The organism is Virgibacillus sp. GM2-2 (genome assembly GCF_055329585.1).
The window spans coordinates 38,578-54,281 of the sequence record NZ_JBUZWC010000017.1; the positions used below are offsets into that span (position 1 = coordinate 38,578).

The 15,704-nt window shown below is 35.8% G+C and carries 11 protein-coding genes; 6 read left to right on the forward strand and 5 right to left on the reverse strand.

Translation table 11 applies throughout. From position 1 onward, the window contains the following. The first annotated feature begins 59 nt into the window (after positions 1–59). The 3 genes from ACY9Z2_RS16140 (at position 60) to ACY9Z2_RS16150 (ending at position 3,044) form a co-directional block, all read left to right on the forward strand. The gene (locus ACY9Z2_RS16140) at positions 60–920 is read left to right on the forward strand and encodes an ABC transporter permease (protein ID WP_463610694.1); all 861 of its coding nucleotides are present in this window, start codon (positions 60–62) and stop codon (positions 918–920) included. Further along, on the forward strand, positions 917–2,125 hold the full coding sequence (locus ACY9Z2_RS16145) for a quaternary amine ABC transporter ATP-binding protein (protein ID WP_463610695.1): 1,209 nt from the start codon (positions 917–919) through the stop codon (positions 2,123–2,125). Before ACY9Z2_RS16140 ends, ACY9Z2_RS16145 begins: the two co-directional genes overlap by 4 nt. Before the next feature lie 94 nt (positions 2,126–2,219). Beyond that, a complete protein-coding gene (locus ACY9Z2_RS16150) occupies positions 2,220–3,044 on the forward strand; it encodes an aldo/keto reductase (RefSeq protein ID WP_463610696.1) in 825 nt (274 codons plus the stop codon). 177 nt (positions 3,045–3,221) lie between these two features. Here the strand turns inward: ACY9Z2_RS16150 and ACY9Z2_RS16155 are convergent, their stop codons facing one another. The 4 genes from ACY9Z2_RS16155 to ACY9Z2_RS16170 form a co-directional block, all read right to left on the reverse strand. Then, positions 3,222–4,367, reverse strand: a complete 1,146-nt coding sequence (locus tag ACY9Z2_RS16155) for a Ger(x)C family spore germination protein (RefSeq protein ID WP_463610697.1) — start codon at positions 4,365–4,367, stop codon at positions 3,222–3,224. Beyond that, positions 4,364–5,479 carry a GerAB/ArcD/ProY family transporter gene (locus ACY9Z2_RS16160; protein ID WP_463610698.1) on the reverse strand — a complete coding sequence of 372 codons (1,116 nt, stop codon included), beginning with the start codon at positions 5,477–5,479 and terminating at the stop codon, positions 4,364–4,366. The genes ACY9Z2_RS16155 and ACY9Z2_RS16160 overlap by 4 nt, the downstream gene beginning before the upstream one ends. Positions 5,480–5,487: 8 nt before the next feature. Continuing rightward, on the reverse strand, positions 5,488–6,993 hold the full coding sequence (locus ACY9Z2_RS16165) for a spore germination protein (RefSeq protein ID WP_463610699.1): 1,506 nt from the start codon (positions 6,991–6,993) through the stop codon (positions 5,488–5,490). Positions 6,994–7,523: 530 nt separating this feature from the next. Continuing rightward, complete coding sequence (locus ACY9Z2_RS16170; RefSeq protein ID WP_463610700.1) at positions 7,524–8,621, reverse strand: TDT family transporter; 1,098 nt, start codon at positions 8,619–8,621, stop codon at positions 7,524–7,526. 164 nt (positions 8,622–8,785) lie between these two features. On the opposite strand from ACY9Z2_RS16170, the gene ACY9Z2_RS16175 reads away from it, so the two are divergent. Continuing rightward, entirely contained in the window at positions 8,786–9,022 is a 237-nt protein-coding gene (locus tag ACY9Z2_RS16175) for a hypothetical protein (RefSeq protein ID WP_463610701.1), read from the forward strand. A 140-nt stretch (positions 9,023–9,162) separates the two neighbouring features. Here ACY9Z2_RS16175 and ACY9Z2_RS16180 read toward each other — a convergent pair whose 3' ends face one another. Next, a complete protein-coding gene (locus tag ACY9Z2_RS16180; protein WP_463610702.1) occupies positions 9,163–10,134 on the reverse strand; it encodes a methyl-accepting chemotaxis protein in 972 nt (323 codons plus the stop codon). A gap of 1,137 nt (positions 10,135–11,271) precedes the next feature. Between ACY9Z2_RS16180 and ACY9Z2_RS16185 the strand changes: the two genes are divergently transcribed. Together ACY9Z2_RS16185 and ACY9Z2_RS16190 are read left to right on the forward strand one after the other, a co-directional pair. Then, positions 11,272–13,020: an ABC transporter ATP-binding protein gene (locus ACY9Z2_RS16185; protein WP_463610703.1), complete on the forward strand. Its 1,749-nt coding sequence runs from the start codon at positions 11,272–11,274 to the stop codon at positions 13,018–13,020. Beyond that, positions 13,020–15,050, forward strand: coding sequence for an ABC transporter ATP-binding protein (locus ACY9Z2_RS16190; protein ID WP_463610704.1), 2,031 nt, complete (start codon positions 13,020–13,022; stop codon positions 15,048–15,050). The genes ACY9Z2_RS16185 and ACY9Z2_RS16190 overlap by 1 nt, the downstream gene beginning before the upstream one ends. The last annotated feature ends 654 nt before the right edge of the window (positions 15,051–15,704 follow it).

Genomic DNA, 15,704 nt, shown 5'->3' on the forward strand with positions numbered 1-15,704 from the left:
GGCTGCCATTCTATCTTAAATAAAGAGAGGTGAGCAGACTGTTAATCACAGTCTACCTTATGGGAACATTTCCAGGTATTACATTGAAGCTAGGGGATTATGTTGAAGAGTTTGTAGACTATTTAAATAGTTCGTTTGAAGCGTTTTTCGATTTCATTTATGTTTTCTCATCCGGAATCATTAATGCAATTGAAGAGTTATTAATTTGGCTGCCATGGTGGTCGTTCATCCTAATAATAGTATTGTTAGGATGGTATTTTAAATCAATTTGGTCAGGGTTAATTTTTGGAGCATTTATCTTTTTAATAGGTACTTTTGGTTTATGGGAAGATATGATGACAACTATTGCGGTAGTTTTAACCGCTGTTATCATTTCATTGGGAATCGGTATACCACTTGGAATCTGGATGGCATTTAGCAAATGGTTTTCAATTATCATGCGACCTATATTAGACGCGATGCAGACTATGCCAAGCTTTGTTTACTTAATCCCAGCAATATTCTTTTTTGGATTAGGTAATGTATCAGCGATATTTGCAACATTAATTTATGCAGTTCCTCCTGTCATTCGTTTAACAGAACTTGCCATTCGTGGTGTGGATAAAGAAGTTATCGAATCAGCACAATCGTTTGGTTCATCGAAATGGCAAATGCTAAGTAAAATCCAATTACCACAAGCATTACCAACAATTATGGCTGGTGTAAATCAAACGACGATGATGGCACTTGCAATGGTGGTAATTGCATCTATGGTAGGTGCACAAGGATTAGGGGAACAAGTACTTGTTTCAATTAATCGTATCGATATTTCACTAGGTTTTGAGGCAGGTATTAGTATTGTATTTTTAGCAATTATTATTGACCGTGTTATAGGTGGTTTTGCGGAAAAACTCCAGAAGCATAGGAGGATTAATGAATGACTAGTAAAATAAAGCTTGAAAATGTATCCAAAATATTCGGTTCAAAACCGAAAGCAATTGTCCCACTTATTAAAAAGGGTATGAAAAAGGATGAGATTCTTGCTGAAACTGGGCATACTGTGGGCGTATACAATGCATCAATGGAAATTAATCAAGGTGAGATTTTTGTTATTATGGGGTTGTCGGGAAGTGGTAAATCTACCTTAATTCGTTGCTTTAATTTATTAAATAAACCAACAGATGGATCCATTTTTATCGATGGAAAAGATATAGCGCGATACAGTGGTGCTCAATTGAAGAAGATTCGTCAGGAAAAGATTGCTATGGTATTCCAACATTTTGGTCTTTTTAATCACAGAACCGTTCAGGCAAATGTAGAATATGGACTTGAAGTAAGGAAAATTAGTAAAGAAGAACGAGCAAATATTGCAAGGAAAAACCTAGAAATTGTAGGATTAAAAGGGTGGGAAGAAAAATACCCAGAGCAGTTGTCAGGTGGAATGCAACAGCGTGTGGGATTAGCACGTGCACTTGCAAATGATCCGGATATTCTCTTGATGGATGAACCTTTTAGTGCACTAGATCCACTTATTAGAAGGGAAATGCAATTAGAATTGTTGGATATTCAGGACCGCTTACAGAAGACGATTGTTTTTATTACACATGATGTAAATGAAGCTTTTAAGCTAGGAGACCGTGTAGCAGTAATGAAAGATGGAAAAGTTGTACAAATTGGTACACCTGAAGAAATAATAGAACAACCAGCTGATGATTATATATCAGACTTTATAAAGGATATTGATCGTTCGAAAGTTTTTCAGGCTGAACATGTTATGATTAAACCGAATGCGCTTGTTTCCACGAAAGATGGCTTAAATGTAGCGGTGAAGGAAATGGAAGAAAATAATATATCCAGTGTGTTTGTTGTCGACCGCGGGCGCCATGTAAAAGGTATAGTTACAATTGACGATGCTATAAAAGGTATTAAAGAAAAGCGAGAACTATTAGATGTGTTGCGAACGGACATTACGGTAGTACCGAAAGATGAGTATGTCAGTGATTTAATTCCTAAAACATTGGAATCTAAATTTCCGTTGGCGGTAGTGAATAGTGAAGACAAGTTAATCGGCTTTATTCTCCGGGTTCATGTACTCTCTGGTCTTGTGTCAGATGAAGTAAATGAGAGCATAGAATATCACGGATGATGTTAAAAAACTGACTATATAACGTAGTCAGTTTTTTTTTTGCAGTTTATAAAGGTAACAGATAAAATAAGTGTCAGAAGAAAGGGTGGTTAAGATGGATTTTTCAAGTACTAAACAGCTCTCAAATGGAGTATCAATACCTCGATTAGGTCTAGGTGTTTATAAAGTTCCTCAAGAACAAGTATATGATACAGTTTCTCAAGCGTTGGAAATCGGGTATCGTCATATAGATACAGCAAGCTTTTATGGTAATGAAGAAGGAGTTGGTAGAGCGATTCGTAATTCTGGAATAGCTCGAGATGAAATATTTGTTACCAGTAAAGTGTGGAACGACGATCATGGTTATACGAATGCGCTAAAAGCATTTGAAATTAGTATGGAAAAATTAGGATTGAACTACCTAGACTTATATCTAATTCATTGGCCAGTACCTGAGATTTATCCTGAAACATGGAAGGCGTTGGAGGAAATTTACCAGAAGAAACAGGTAAGAGCAATTGGCGTTAGTAACTTTCTTGATCATCATTTGAAAGAGCTTTCGAAAACCGCGATAGAAACACCTGTGGTGGATCAGATTGAATTACATCCAAAATTGCAGCAGAGGGAGACGGTTAATTATTGTCGTGAACATAATATTGCTCTTGAATCCTGGTCACCCCTAGGGCGAGCGAAATACTTAGATGACCCGGCACTTATAAAGATTGCATCCAACTATCAAAAATCTGTCGCGCAATTAATCATTCGTTGGCATTTGGAAAATGATTTTATCGTAATTCCAAAGTCTACTAAGTTGTCTAGACAAAAAGAAAATAGTGATGTATTTGACTTTCAACTTTCAGCAGACCATTTGAAAGAACTAAATAGGATGGATGAAGATCTTCGAATTGGTTCACATCCTAATTCGATTACAAGGAAGTGAGATGTAATAGGTGGGACAGCTAATTTAGCTTCGAAAATATACGTAGCCTTATTGAAAAAGAAAAGCATTTTTTCTTCGCGGGATTGTTTCTAAGGGAATTTTTCATTCTCCTGCATGAGGAGAATCCCAGTCACCTTATGGCGCCCGAAGTGTATTTCCGAAGCGTTTTTTCATTTGCTATTGTATCGTACCATGGCGCATTATTTTAGCATTAATATCAAATGTTACATCGATTTTTGGAAATTTATCTCGCCATTCTTTAACTTTCAGTTCACCGCTCTTTTTATTCAACCTATATACATTTCCATATCCAAATGGATCCGCATTTAGTTCTTGTGTCTTTTTTAAAAGCTCGGAATACTGTTCTTTTAAGTTTTTTTCAATTTCTTTTTCTAACAGGTCTATTACCTTTGGATTTTGAAGTTTAATCTCTTTCGATAGCTCTTGTAGTCTTAGTTCGAGATTAACTGTTGTCTTAAATGTTAGGTTTGAGTTGTTAATTGCTTTTGTGCGACCATGTCCTTTTAAGACGCCTAGTAAAATACTAAAGGTTTCATCCTGGTCCTCGCTATCTTTATCGGATTTTTTTTCCAAGTATTTCTGGAAGGGTTTGAGTGGCAATTTTAGTTCTAGTAATGTCGTTTGTACTGTTTTTTCTAGCATATTGATCAAAAATGCTTGCTCATTCGTTACCTGACCAACATATTTATCCCCTTGGAATAATGCCATTGCATACAACTTTGGTTGTCGCTCAGCAATTGTTATCATCGGTAACGTAGGGTCTTTTCCAGCATCGTAATAAGCATGAATAAAGTCCTGTAAATTTGTACGAGGTATTATATCATCATTTATACTTTGTTCAATTAAACGATATAAGTAATGACCAACACTTCTTTCTGTATCCTTTTGACCCATTGTTATCATCTCTTCGGCCTTATTTTTGCTCACTGCTAATAACATCGTATCAGCTACCTTGGCGTCCCTTATTAATGTATCTATATAAGGTAATATCCCTTTCTTAGCAGTCTCTAGTCCATAAATTTCTAATCTAATTTGTCCTGCTGTTAATTCGAAATTGGTTTTAAAGTTTGCATTTGCTCGTGCACCTTTAATTGTTTCGCCTACACCTGAGACAATTCTCGTTATGTCGGTAGATTCGGAATCGAATTGAAAGTAAACCAATGTCGTTTTTACTTTTTCATCATCGGTTAAATCGACGCCACGGGTATTAATGATCCCGAGGCTCTCGATTTCTTTAGATGGTAAACATCCGTTTAAAAAGACAATCATACCTGTAACGAAGAATACGAGTAATCGTTTCATGATTTAATCTCACCTTTTTGTTTGCGCCATTTTTTCTTTATTAAAACAATGGGAAGTAATGCAAAAGGATAGACGTAAATGAGCCAAAATCCTAGATTAGCAAATAGTGATGTTAATTCTATTATTGCCCTTGTTTTTTCTAAAAAACTGCTAGTTATAAACAATAAAATAGCAGTAATATAAAGTGTCTTTTTTTGTTGGATTTTATATAGTCGTTTCATGCCATATGTAATTCCCCACATGAGGAGGATCATGTTTGGTAAAATTACCATCATCCAAACTGTTATAACAATATAATCAAACCGTTCTAAAAATGAAAAAGAGATAATTTTAAACAATCCAAGAACCGACCATTCTAGAGATTCCAATTGGCGTGGACTATAATAGCCGATTGCGATTATCGTTACGACCAATAGTGCTAAAGCGGATCTAGTTACTCCTAAACTAATTGGCCATTTAATACTCTGTTTATTTTGGATAAACGGGTATAACAACAATAGTATTTCAAAACCTAGAAAACTAAATGAAGTTGCTTTAGCACCTTTTAACAACTCAACGATCGGAGTTTGAAAAGCAGGTAAAAGATGTGTTATATCGATACGCATCGCAGGCGCTATTAATAAAAACATAATTAACTCTGTAAAAATAAAAAACGTAAAAGCAACACCTACTACGATCCGAATACCACCTAGAACACTATAAATGATAAGGCTTAGGAAAAGTATAGCTAACACCCATGTTGGAAATGTAGGAAATAAGAAAATCTGCACCACTTCAATATAAGTAATGAGTATGGATAACAGACTCACCAACAAATGGAGGAGAAAGATTGTTCCTAAAATCTTGCCAATCCAAATCCCAAACACGTCGACTTGAATACCTAATATATCTGCACTTTCATATTGTTTCAGAATAAAATACATGCTCATCACGACGAATAACATGTAGGCTAAAGCTATTATTATCGAAAGCCATGCATCACGACCTGCCTCTAAGTAGATATACCGTGGCGCACCCATTATTCCAGTTCCTGTTTGGATAGACGTAATGATGAAGAAGAGGTAAAACGCACGTATTTTCATGTTGCTCTTTACTTTTACATTAATATTCATAGTTTCACCTACTCATCGATGTCTTTCTTTTTCCTTGACTCCTTCTTTTTATATCTCGATTTACTTTTTGGATTCAATAATACTGCGCGTTTTGCTTGTAAGTTGAAAGGTAAACGAAAAATCACTTTATTAAAGTCTCTCCACTTAAATGGATATAAAGGAGTTAAGTAAGGGCGCCCGAGTGAAGTAAGCTTTAATAAATGGATAATTAAAAAGCATACGCCAAACATAATGCCGACAATCCCGTAAAGGCCAGCTAAAATAATCATTGGAAAACGGATGACACGAATGGTTGTACCCATTGCATAACTAGGGGAAGTAAAGGATGCAAGTGCACTAATCCCAATAACGATGATTAGTATACTACTCGTCAAACCTGCTTGAACTGCTGCCTGACCAATTACAATACCACCAACAATACCCATGGTTTGACCAACTTTAGTCGGCAACCGAGCACCAGCCTCTCGTAGTAACTCAATCATAAACTCTAATATTAATGCTTCCAGTAAAGGTGGAAAGGGGACTGCGGCTCTAGACTGTCCGAGCGTAATTAACTCGGGGGTTGGAATTAACTCGTAATGATACGTAACGGCGGCAACATATAACGGAGTTAATAGTACGGAAATAATCATTGCTACGAAACGTAACATCCGTAAGAAAGTACCGCTGTTCCAACGACTATAAATGTCCTCAGTTGATTCGAAAAAACTAAAAATGGAAGATGGTGCAATGAAACCAGTTGGACTCCCTTCGACTAAAACACCAATTTTTCCACTTGTAACCGTATAGCTAAATCGATCAGGTAATTCTGTTGAATAATATTGTGGAAAAATCGTTAGTTGCGAATCTTCTACATGTTGCATTAAAACAGTACTGTCAATGATTGTGTCAACATCTAATTCCTTTATTCGTTGACGCATCGTATTTACATCTGACTCATTCGCTATTGACTTCATATATATCAATCTGACTTCTTTTGGTGCAACGCTACCGATATGAATTCTCTCCAACACCAAATCTGGTGAACGAATGAGCCACCTAACTAGATTTAGATTTGTTACCATGGATTCCGTAAAAGCTGCCTTTGGCCCAAGTACAACTGATTCCGTTTCCGCCTGAGCTATTTGTCGCTTTTCTTTTTTCGAAAGTAAAAAAGAAACTACTCCGTCCTCATCTTCGACGTAGATAAATACTTCTCCAATTAAAAGTTTCTCCAAAATTTCTTCTAATTTATTTTTTGACGATCCAGTGCTTAATGGAATATCATTCAGCATTGCATCTTTTGTCCACGCTTTTTCACTACTTAGTAAGGGTTGTATAATGAACTTTTCTAATTTATCAGATTGAATCTGATAAGCAATAAAGAATAAAGCTATTTTTTTACCTTGATGAGTGTAGGTAGAGAATATCAAATCTGGATTATTCTCAAATTTACCCTCTAGTATTTCCTGAAGTTTATCGACTTTTATCGGGAAAATGGAGGAATCTTTCTTTGTATACCGATTTTTTCGCATATGAACCTCCCATGAAAAACATATAAGTGTAGTATGCGAAAAACGGAAAAATTTATTAAAAAGTAGTTCATTAAATTGATTTCACTTTACTTTATCGTAATTGAGGAAAATGCGAACTAGTGATAATTCATGCTTATGTAACAGCAACGTTGATAACCGCTGCTGGCAAGGCTAGCGAAGTAACAGTTTCGAGGGTACTGGAAAGATTGCACTGCAGGATGTCAGCTTGCGGACACACGATCCCTTATTTGTGAAAAATAAGGGTAAATGCGGTTGTTATAGGACTCAGGATTCCTTATTTGGATAAAAACAGTTGAAAATCATGTTTTTTAGCTGAATAAGGCATCGTGTGTCCGTTAACCCTCAAAATAATGGCAAAAAAGGTGAATAAGGCATCCTCAGTCCGATCCCAAGCAGTGTACCATTCGTTCTGAATTTTTAGTCTACGGATATAGTGTTAAAAAATTGCTATTAAAAAAAGCACTACAGATTTTTCTGTAGTGCTTTGCAGGTACCATCAAGTATTTACCCTAGCTTGCGTTATAGTGGGATAGATCTTTCTTTTTTGCATAATTATATGTTTCAATACGAGATTTAATAAAGATTCCAATTTGAATAACTAGCGCACTTAAGACAACCCAAGCCCAAAAGACCATAAAGCTTTCCTGAAATGAATAAAGTAATCCTGGAATGGAATAAAACGGATTAAAGTGCATGACTAAAGAAAACGTGTAAAACATGCCAAACGTAAAATTACGAGACCATTGGCTAACGTGGTAGTCAAATAACCCTTTGTTCCAACCGAAATTCCGAATTCGTTTAATAGCACGAATAATTTCGATTATTTCTATGGCAATTAATAATAGGAAGACAACAATCCAAAAGACAGCTATAAACGATGGGGTGAATGTGTTTGTGGTAACAATGGCTAAACCTGTAATCGATAGTGCACCGTGAATAATACAGTTTGTATTCGACCAATCTGTAGCCAAGGACCAATTCTTTTGTCTCAAATAACGGTTTCCGATTAATACAATTCCAGCTAAATAGAACATAAAGCCTAAAATGATGATTGCTTCGGAAAAAAATGTTGGAAATTGAAAAAACACATTATTCAACAAAAGAATGATAGATTGAGTTCCGACAGTTGATAATAAAACAACCCCGTGAACTGGATATTTTTGATAGTTAGTGAATAACTGACGAAAATTATAAAAGCATGTTATTAAGAAGAATAACCACAAAAATGTGTTAAGAACTGCCATTGCTTGGGTAATTAAAATAATCTCTGGAAAATATTTAATAAAGACATTACATAATACGGATACACCAGCAATCCAAGTACCTATTGTAAATGAATTGACAGGGTGCTTAATAAAAGGAATTAAAAATTCTTTGTGAAAAAATTGAATGGATAACGATTTATATATAAAAAACCATGTAATAAGTACCATAAAAGCTAAGTACTTACCGAATTGTATATCAAGCATAGGAAAAGCATTTACTGTGCCAATTAAAAATATTCCACTTGCCATAATAATCGCACCGGACGCGGGTTCAATTTTTTTGTAGGTACGCTTTTTCATTATTACACTTCCGTTCGTATCTAAGAAATCAACATATTGCATTATATCACTGTTGAGATAAAAGTTGAACCTTTGCACAGTAGATATAAAGTAATAGTGGAAGCTATGTCCAAAGAACCATTTTTCGAAATATTGTATAAATTATATTGTTGAAATTTGGCAAAAGTTGTATGATGAATATTAATAAAGGCATAAGGGGTGAGGAAATGGGAGAATTTGTGCGGCATTGCCGTTTGTGTCAACAACCGATGGAATCCAGTCCTTTCACAATGTGCACGACGTGTTTATTAGAAAGTAACCGAGTACAGAGTTTTGTCATTAAACATCCACATGTCTCAATCGAGAAAATTTCCCAAGAAACCGAAGTGCCTCATGATAAGGTTGAAAAAATGGTGGAACTCGGTTTGAGTGACAAAAATAAAATTGGCAGTCAAGTAAACTAACATCAGAAGAAAAAACAACCATAGATTAAAAAGAGAATCGCCAGTTTCGGCGATTCTCTTCTTAATTTCACTTATAGGAATTTATGAGTTTAGGTGCAGCGAATGCATTCGCCTTTAACGCGTGGCGATAGGTTTTCTTATTACGCTTTGTTAACGGGTGCTAGCCCTTGTATTCCCTCTATACCAGATGCTAGTTGCTTATCTACTATTGTTGCATCTTCTATATGTTGAAATAGAGCTTGTTTGATTGTTTCAAATGATTCATTGGTTTCATCTATATAGCTCACCATCTCAACGGTTAACTCATTTTGATTGTTCATATTATCTAATACATCTTGTGTATTTGACTTAACAGTTTGAACAATTGAAGCCATTTCTTTTAGCATGTTTACCGTTTTATTGTTTATATCGGCTGAAGCTTGTACCGTTTTTTGATTTTCATATGTGTCTTGTTCAGCTTCTTGTATTTTATGTTGTATGGTTGTCGTTACCTCATCGATATGATGTGTACTTTCAGCAGTATTTTCAGCAAGTTTTCGTACTTCAGCAGCAACCACTGCAAATCCTTTTCCGTGCTCGCCAGCACGCGCTGCTTCAATCGATGCATTCAATGCTAATAGATTGGTTTGGTTAGCAATTTCGCTGATAACTTGAACAATCTCTTTAATTGTATTCGAGTGTTCACCAAGCTCCTTCATACTTCCGGAAGTTTTTGTCATCTGTGATTCTAGATTATCCATAAGATGCTTGTTTTTTGTCATAATTTCTTGATATTCTTCCGATTGTTTCGCTAATGAATCAGATGATTGCACAAGCCCGTTTCCCTTTTCCAACAGTCGTTTAGAGTGTTCACTTGAAGCTTGTCCTAATGATTGAATTTCTTCAAAACGTTGCTTTATTAATACTACTAAATCTTCTAAATCATGGTGCTGTGAGTTAACATGCTCGTGTTGATCAATTGTATGTAACAAATCCTTTTCAAACTGTGATAAGAATGCTTTATTTTCTTTATAAATTTTATCTTTCTCCTGGTTAAGCTTTACAATTTCTGCATTTGCTTGATCTAATTGTTGCTGTAAACTTTTACGATTATCTTTCTTTTTGACTAACACATTATTTCCCCCTCTAACTTTCAACACAACATATATTATTACTTTCGGCTCAATCGCCCATTTTTTAAAGAAAATTTAAAAATAAAATAAAAATGTATTGACTAATATTTTTCAAAATACTATAATTATTGGGAATCGAATCGGAAGGAGGTCATTAAGATGAAAAAAGTAATTCAATTAAACAAAGCAAATTTCATAATAATTAGTGACCTTCTAAGCGGGAAAGCATAGGTATACATAATGTTTCTTATACTTTACTCTCGTAGAAGGTCACACCTAGCTGTGGCCTTTTTTATATTTGATGGGAGAATTGCAGGTCTTTCATTAACTTATGAAAACATACGTCATCGGCGTATGTTTTTTTTATTTTATAATAGGTCATCAGTTAGGGGCGATTTGATTAATAGGCATATGGAATAAAGAGAAGGTTGTTTTCATAAGTTTTGTTATTTTATTAATGAATAGTTGAAGGAAATTGTGAACTAGTGAAAATTTACGTTTTGCCTTTTGGTAAGTGCAACGTTGATTTCCGCTGCGCAAGGATAGTGAAGAACATTTTCGAGCGTACTGGAATGATTGCGTGCAAGATGTCAGCTAGCGGACACACGATCCCTTATTTGTGAAAAATAAGGGTAAATGCGGTGGTTATCGGACTCAGTATTCCTTATTTGGGAAAAAACAGTTGAAAATCATGTTTTTTAGCTGAATAAGGCATCGTGTGTCCGTTAACTCTCAATATAAAGGTAAAAAAATAAATAAGGAATCCTCAGTCCGATAGTCGCTACCCCCTAATTAGTTCGCAGTTTACTGATACTGAGAAAAACTTATTAATGAAAGCGGAATGGAAATAAGTGGACTACAGATACCTTATTCGAGCAAAATTGAAGTAAATGGGCTTGTTCGCGGACACAGGAGACCTTATTTAGTGAAAATAGCTTGATTTCAACCTGTTTTCACCTAAATAAGGCATCCTGAGTCCGCTTAACCCATAAAACATGCTCGAAAAGTAAAAATAAGGGCTTCAGTGTCCGTTACCGGGTAGTGCTTGGTAACCACGTTCAGTTCACAGTTTACGGATTTTGTTACATAACAATAATCTTTTAGAAAATAACCATAGAGAAAAAGAAGGTGAGTACTATGTTTCAAGTTTTTAAGAAATTAGATTGGTTTTTTAAACGGTATTGGAAAAGTTATGTATTTGCAATTATAGCACTGATCATAGCGAGCGCCATTGGACTAATTCCACCAAAATTAGTCGGCTATGCTATCGACCACATACAATTCGAAACGTTAACAATGAAACTCTTACTATCGGTTATTGTAGGTTATCTTGTATTAATTGTTGTGCATTATTTAATATCATTTTTATGGGATTATACGCTTTTTAGTGGTGCTGCAAAGCTTGAGCGTTTGACCAGAAGTAGATTAATGGATCATTTTCTGAATATGACTCCAACGTTTTTTGGAAAGTATAGAACGGGTGATTTAATGGCCCGAAGCACCAATGATTTACGTTCTATTCAGCAAACTGCAGGATTTGGAGTATTAACATTAGTGGACTCAAGCATTTTTATGATTATGATCATAGCAGTAATGGGATTTACGATTAGTTGGCCGCTTACGTTGGCAGCACTTATTCCATTACCAATTATGGCGGTAGTTATGAATAAATACGGTGGTACGATTCATAAACGGTTCATGGAAGCACAAACGGCTTTTGGCGATATGAACAATGAAGTATTAGAATCGATTCGCGGTGTCCGTGTTATCCGAGCATTTGTTCAGGAAAGGCAAGACGAAAAACGTTTTGCACAAATGACGGAGGATGTATACCAAAAAAATATTGAAGTAGCTAAAATTGATGCCTTATTTGAACCAACGATGAAAATCCTAGTTGGATTGTCGTATACGATAGGACTTGGATATGGAGCTCTATTAGTATTTGAAAACAATATTACGTTAGGTGACCTTGTTACGTTCAACGTTTATTTAGGAATGCTGATCTGGCCGATGTTTGCGGTAGGTGAATTAATTAATATTATGCAACGTGGTAATGCATCACTGGACAGAGTTAACGAAACATTAGACTACGAAGCTGATGTGAAAAATGTGGAACAACCAAAATCGATTTCTAGACTTGATACGGTTGAATTCGACCATATTTCCTTCACTTATCCTGATACCGATGTGAAACGATTGGATGATGTCTATCTTCATCTAAAGCGTGGGCAAACAATTGGGATAGTTGGAAAAACAGGCGCAGGTAAAACAACGTTATTTAAGCTATTGTTGCGCCAGTATCCTGGAGTTCAAGGGAAAATAAGTATCTCTGGAACGGATTTGAATGATATCAAGTTGGATGAAATTCGATCGTGGATTGGGTATGTTCCACAGGATCAGATGATGTTTTCTAAGACAATTCGAGAAAACATCCAATTTGGAAAAGGAGATGCAACGGACGAGGAAATTTATCGAGTGATGGAATTAGCTTACTTTTTGAACGATATGAAGCAGTTACCAGAGGGTCTTGACACCCAAGTTGGAGAAAGTGGAGTAACGTTATCTGGAGGACAAAAACAACGTGTTGCATTAGCTCGTGCATTTATCAAAAATCCAGAAATTTTAATTTTAGACGATTCATTATCTGCAGTGGATGGAAAAACAGAGTCAAAAATTATCGAGCACTTACGCGAAGAAAGAAAAAACAAAACAACGTTTATCGCTGCCCATCGGCTTTCGGCAGTGACGCATGCAGATCATATTATTGTTTTGGAAGAGGGAAAAATTATTGAACAGGGAACACATAATGAATTAGTTGCGCGGGACGGTTGGTACAAAGACCAGTATACGCAACAGCAGCTAGAAGAAGAGGAGGTGCGTTCCTAATGGAAAAAATGTCAACCGAAAAACGATTAATGCGCTATGCGTTATTGTATAAAAAAGGAATTATCATAGGTTTAATATGCTTAATTATTGCTGTTGCACTAGAGTTAGCAGGTCCATTAATAGCAAAAAGGATTATTGATGAACATATTCTTGGTGTTGAAGGAAATTGGCATCAAGTTGAACAGAATAATGACGACTATACAATTGAACACAATGAAGAATATTACAAGCGGTCTGATCGCCTTACCAATAAGGATGAACCGATTGAACTAGTTACGATTCTACAAATAGAAAGAAGTTACTATTTAGTAAACGAGGACGTACCTCTAAACGGTAAACGAATGATAGCGGAAAATAAAATTGTAGTGGAGACGAGTGAAGGTAAACAATCATTCACTGGTGAGAAGCTATCTTTTTCAGAAATATATCCGTTCTTTCAGCCTGAAAAAGGTCCAATAATTTTTTTACTAGGCTTATATATGTTTTTATTACTAATCGCGGCATTCTTTCAGTTCTTTAAAACATTTTTATTACAAAAAGCATCTAATCAGATTGTAAAGAGAATGCGAAATGATATCTTTCAGCATACACAGCGAATACCTATTAATTATTACGTTGATCAACCTGCTGGAAAGATAGTCGCACGAATTACAAATGATACAGAGGCGATTCGTGATTTGTATGAACGTGTACTTTCCATCGTTGTAACAAGTGTCATATATATGGCTGGTATTTTTGTTGCATTATTCATACTTGATCCAACATTGGCGCTCATATGTTTACTCATTGTTCCATTAATTGTTGGATGGATGAAAGTATACAAACATTTTGGTACCAAATATAACACGGTTATTCGTAATACCATTAGTGAAATAAACGGAAATATAAGTGAGGCTATTCAAGGAATGCCAATTATTCAAGCATTTCGACATGAAAAGAAAACGAAAAAGGATTTTGAAAAATTAAATGACCGAAATTACGTTTATCAACGTAAATTAGTGAAGCTTAGTGCACTTACTTCGTATAATTTAGTAACAGTCATTCGTAATATTGCATTCGTTGGATTTATCTGGTACTTCGGGATTCAATCTTTCGATGTAACAGCAGTAATTTCTATTGGTATGTTGTATGCATTTGTGGATTACTTAAACCGGTTATTTGAGCCTGTTACCGATATTGTTCACCAGCTACCACTTATTGAGCAAGCGAGAGTAGCAGGTAATCGGGTATTTGAACTGATGGATCAGGATGGAGAACATGTTGTGACGGATCCCGTAGATAGATACCGTGGAAGAGTAAAATTTAATGATGTATCTTTTGCTTATAACGACAAGGATTATGTATTAAACAATATCTCTTTTACAATCGAGCCGGGTCAAACAGCAGCATTTGTCGGTCATACTGGATCTGGTAAAAGTTCGATTATGAATCTACTATTTCGCTTTTATGATCCACAAAAAGGTACAATTACGATAGACGGTAATAATACAAGTGAATGGTCTCGTCAACAAGTACGTAGTCATATGGGTATTGTTCTTCAGGATCCATTTCTTTTTTCAGGAACAATCCTATCAAATATTACAATGGATGATCCGACTATTACTCGTGAACAGGCAATTCAAGCATTAAAAGCTGTTGGGGCAGATCGATTTATCGAAAAACTACCGAAGAAGTATGATGATCCAGTAACAGAGGGTGGAAGTACTTTTTCACTTGGTGAAAGACAATTACTGTCATTTGCACGTGCGTTAGCGTTTGATCCAGCAATTTTAATTCTAGACGAGGCAACTGCCAATGTAGATACGGAAACAGAGGCGGTGATTCAACGCGCACTTGAAGTGCTGAAGAAAGGTCGTACAACACTAGTCATTGCCCATCGTTTATCAACCATTCAGCAAGCAGATACAATTTTTGTCCTTGATCATGGTATGATAAAAGAACAAGGAAATCATGATCAGTTGATACATGTTAAGGGTATGTATTATCAAATGTATCAAATGCAACAAGGTAATACCAAAAAAGCAGTATAGATTAGCTGCTATAATAGGTGTGTTTGTTGTTGATAACTAAAGAGCACGTGAGCTTTACCGAAAAAGAGCATACGCAGGGTTTCTAGGGGTTGAAATAACCGGACACACGATGCGTTATTTGTGCAAAATTGGTCCATACGCGTCTATTCGCGGACAGAGGATCTCTTATTTAAATGGAAACGGGATGAAATAACTATTTTTTTACTAAATAACGCATCGTGTGTCCTTTTAACCATTAAAACACGTCTGAAAAGTAAAAATAAGAGATTCTGTGTCCGCTACTGAGTAGTTCAAGCCATGTTATTCCAGTTGTTTACATCGAATGACAATTCCGTTTTTTCTTATACTGATAGGAAAGTATACGTTTTATGGATATCAGTATAAGGGCAACTAAGGCTGTCCCATTAAAGCTTGGCGATAAGCCAAATGAGATAAATGTATAAAAAAATTTATGTCTAGCTACATCGCCCAGAAGCTGCCGTCATAAGCAATGGACACTTCTGCTCCACAGGACGTGGGGTAGTTCGATGTTGCCACAGGACAAGGAAAGCTCCTTGAAATACATCGCACGAAGAAAAAGTGATTTTCTTTTTCGAGGATGTGGCGGTTTTAGTCGAACTTCCTTAAACCCATGCGTTCTACGGTCCCTTGCTT

Excerpts from the sequence above, each read along its gene's own strand:
- ACY9Z2_RS16160 (WP_463610698.1), bottom strand. The coding sequence starts at position 5,479 with ATGAATATTAATGTAAAAGTAAAGAGCAACATGAAAATACGTGCGTTT.
- ACY9Z2_RS16145 (WP_463610695.1), top strand. The coding sequence starts at position 917 with ATGACTAGTAAAATAAAGCTTGAAAATGTATCCAAAATATTCGGTTCA.
- ACY9Z2_RS16150 (WP_463610696.1), top strand. The coding sequence starts at position 2,220 with ATGGATTTTTCAAGTACTAAACAGCTCTCAAATGGAGTATCAATACCT.
- ACY9Z2_RS16190 (WP_463610704.1), top strand. The coding sequence starts at position 13,020 with ATGGAAAAAATGTCAACCGAAAAACGATTAATGCGCTATGCGTTATTG.
- ACY9Z2_RS16155 (WP_463610697.1), bottom strand. The coding sequence starts at position 4,367 with ATGAAACGATTACTCGTATTCTTCGTTACAGGTATGATTGTCTTTTTA.
- ACY9Z2_RS16170 (WP_463610700.1), bottom strand. The coding sequence starts at position 8,621 with ATGCAATATGTTGATTTCTTAGATACGAACGGAAGTGTAATAATGAAA.
- ACY9Z2_RS16185 (WP_463610703.1), top strand. The coding sequence starts at position 11,272 with ATGTTTCAAGTTTTTAAGAAATTAGATTGGTTTTTTAAACGGTATTGG.
- ACY9Z2_RS16140 (WP_463610694.1), top strand. The coding sequence starts at position 60 with ATGGGAACATTTCCAGGTATTACATTGAAGCTAGGGGATTATGTTGAA.
- ACY9Z2_RS16175 (WP_463610701.1), top strand. The coding sequence starts at position 8,786 with ATGGGAGAATTTGTGCGGCATTGCCGTTTGTGTCAACAACCGATGGAA.
- ACY9Z2_RS16165 (WP_463610699.1), bottom strand. The coding sequence starts at position 6,993 with ATGCGAAAAAATCGGTATACAAAGAAAGATTCCTCCATTTTCCCGATA.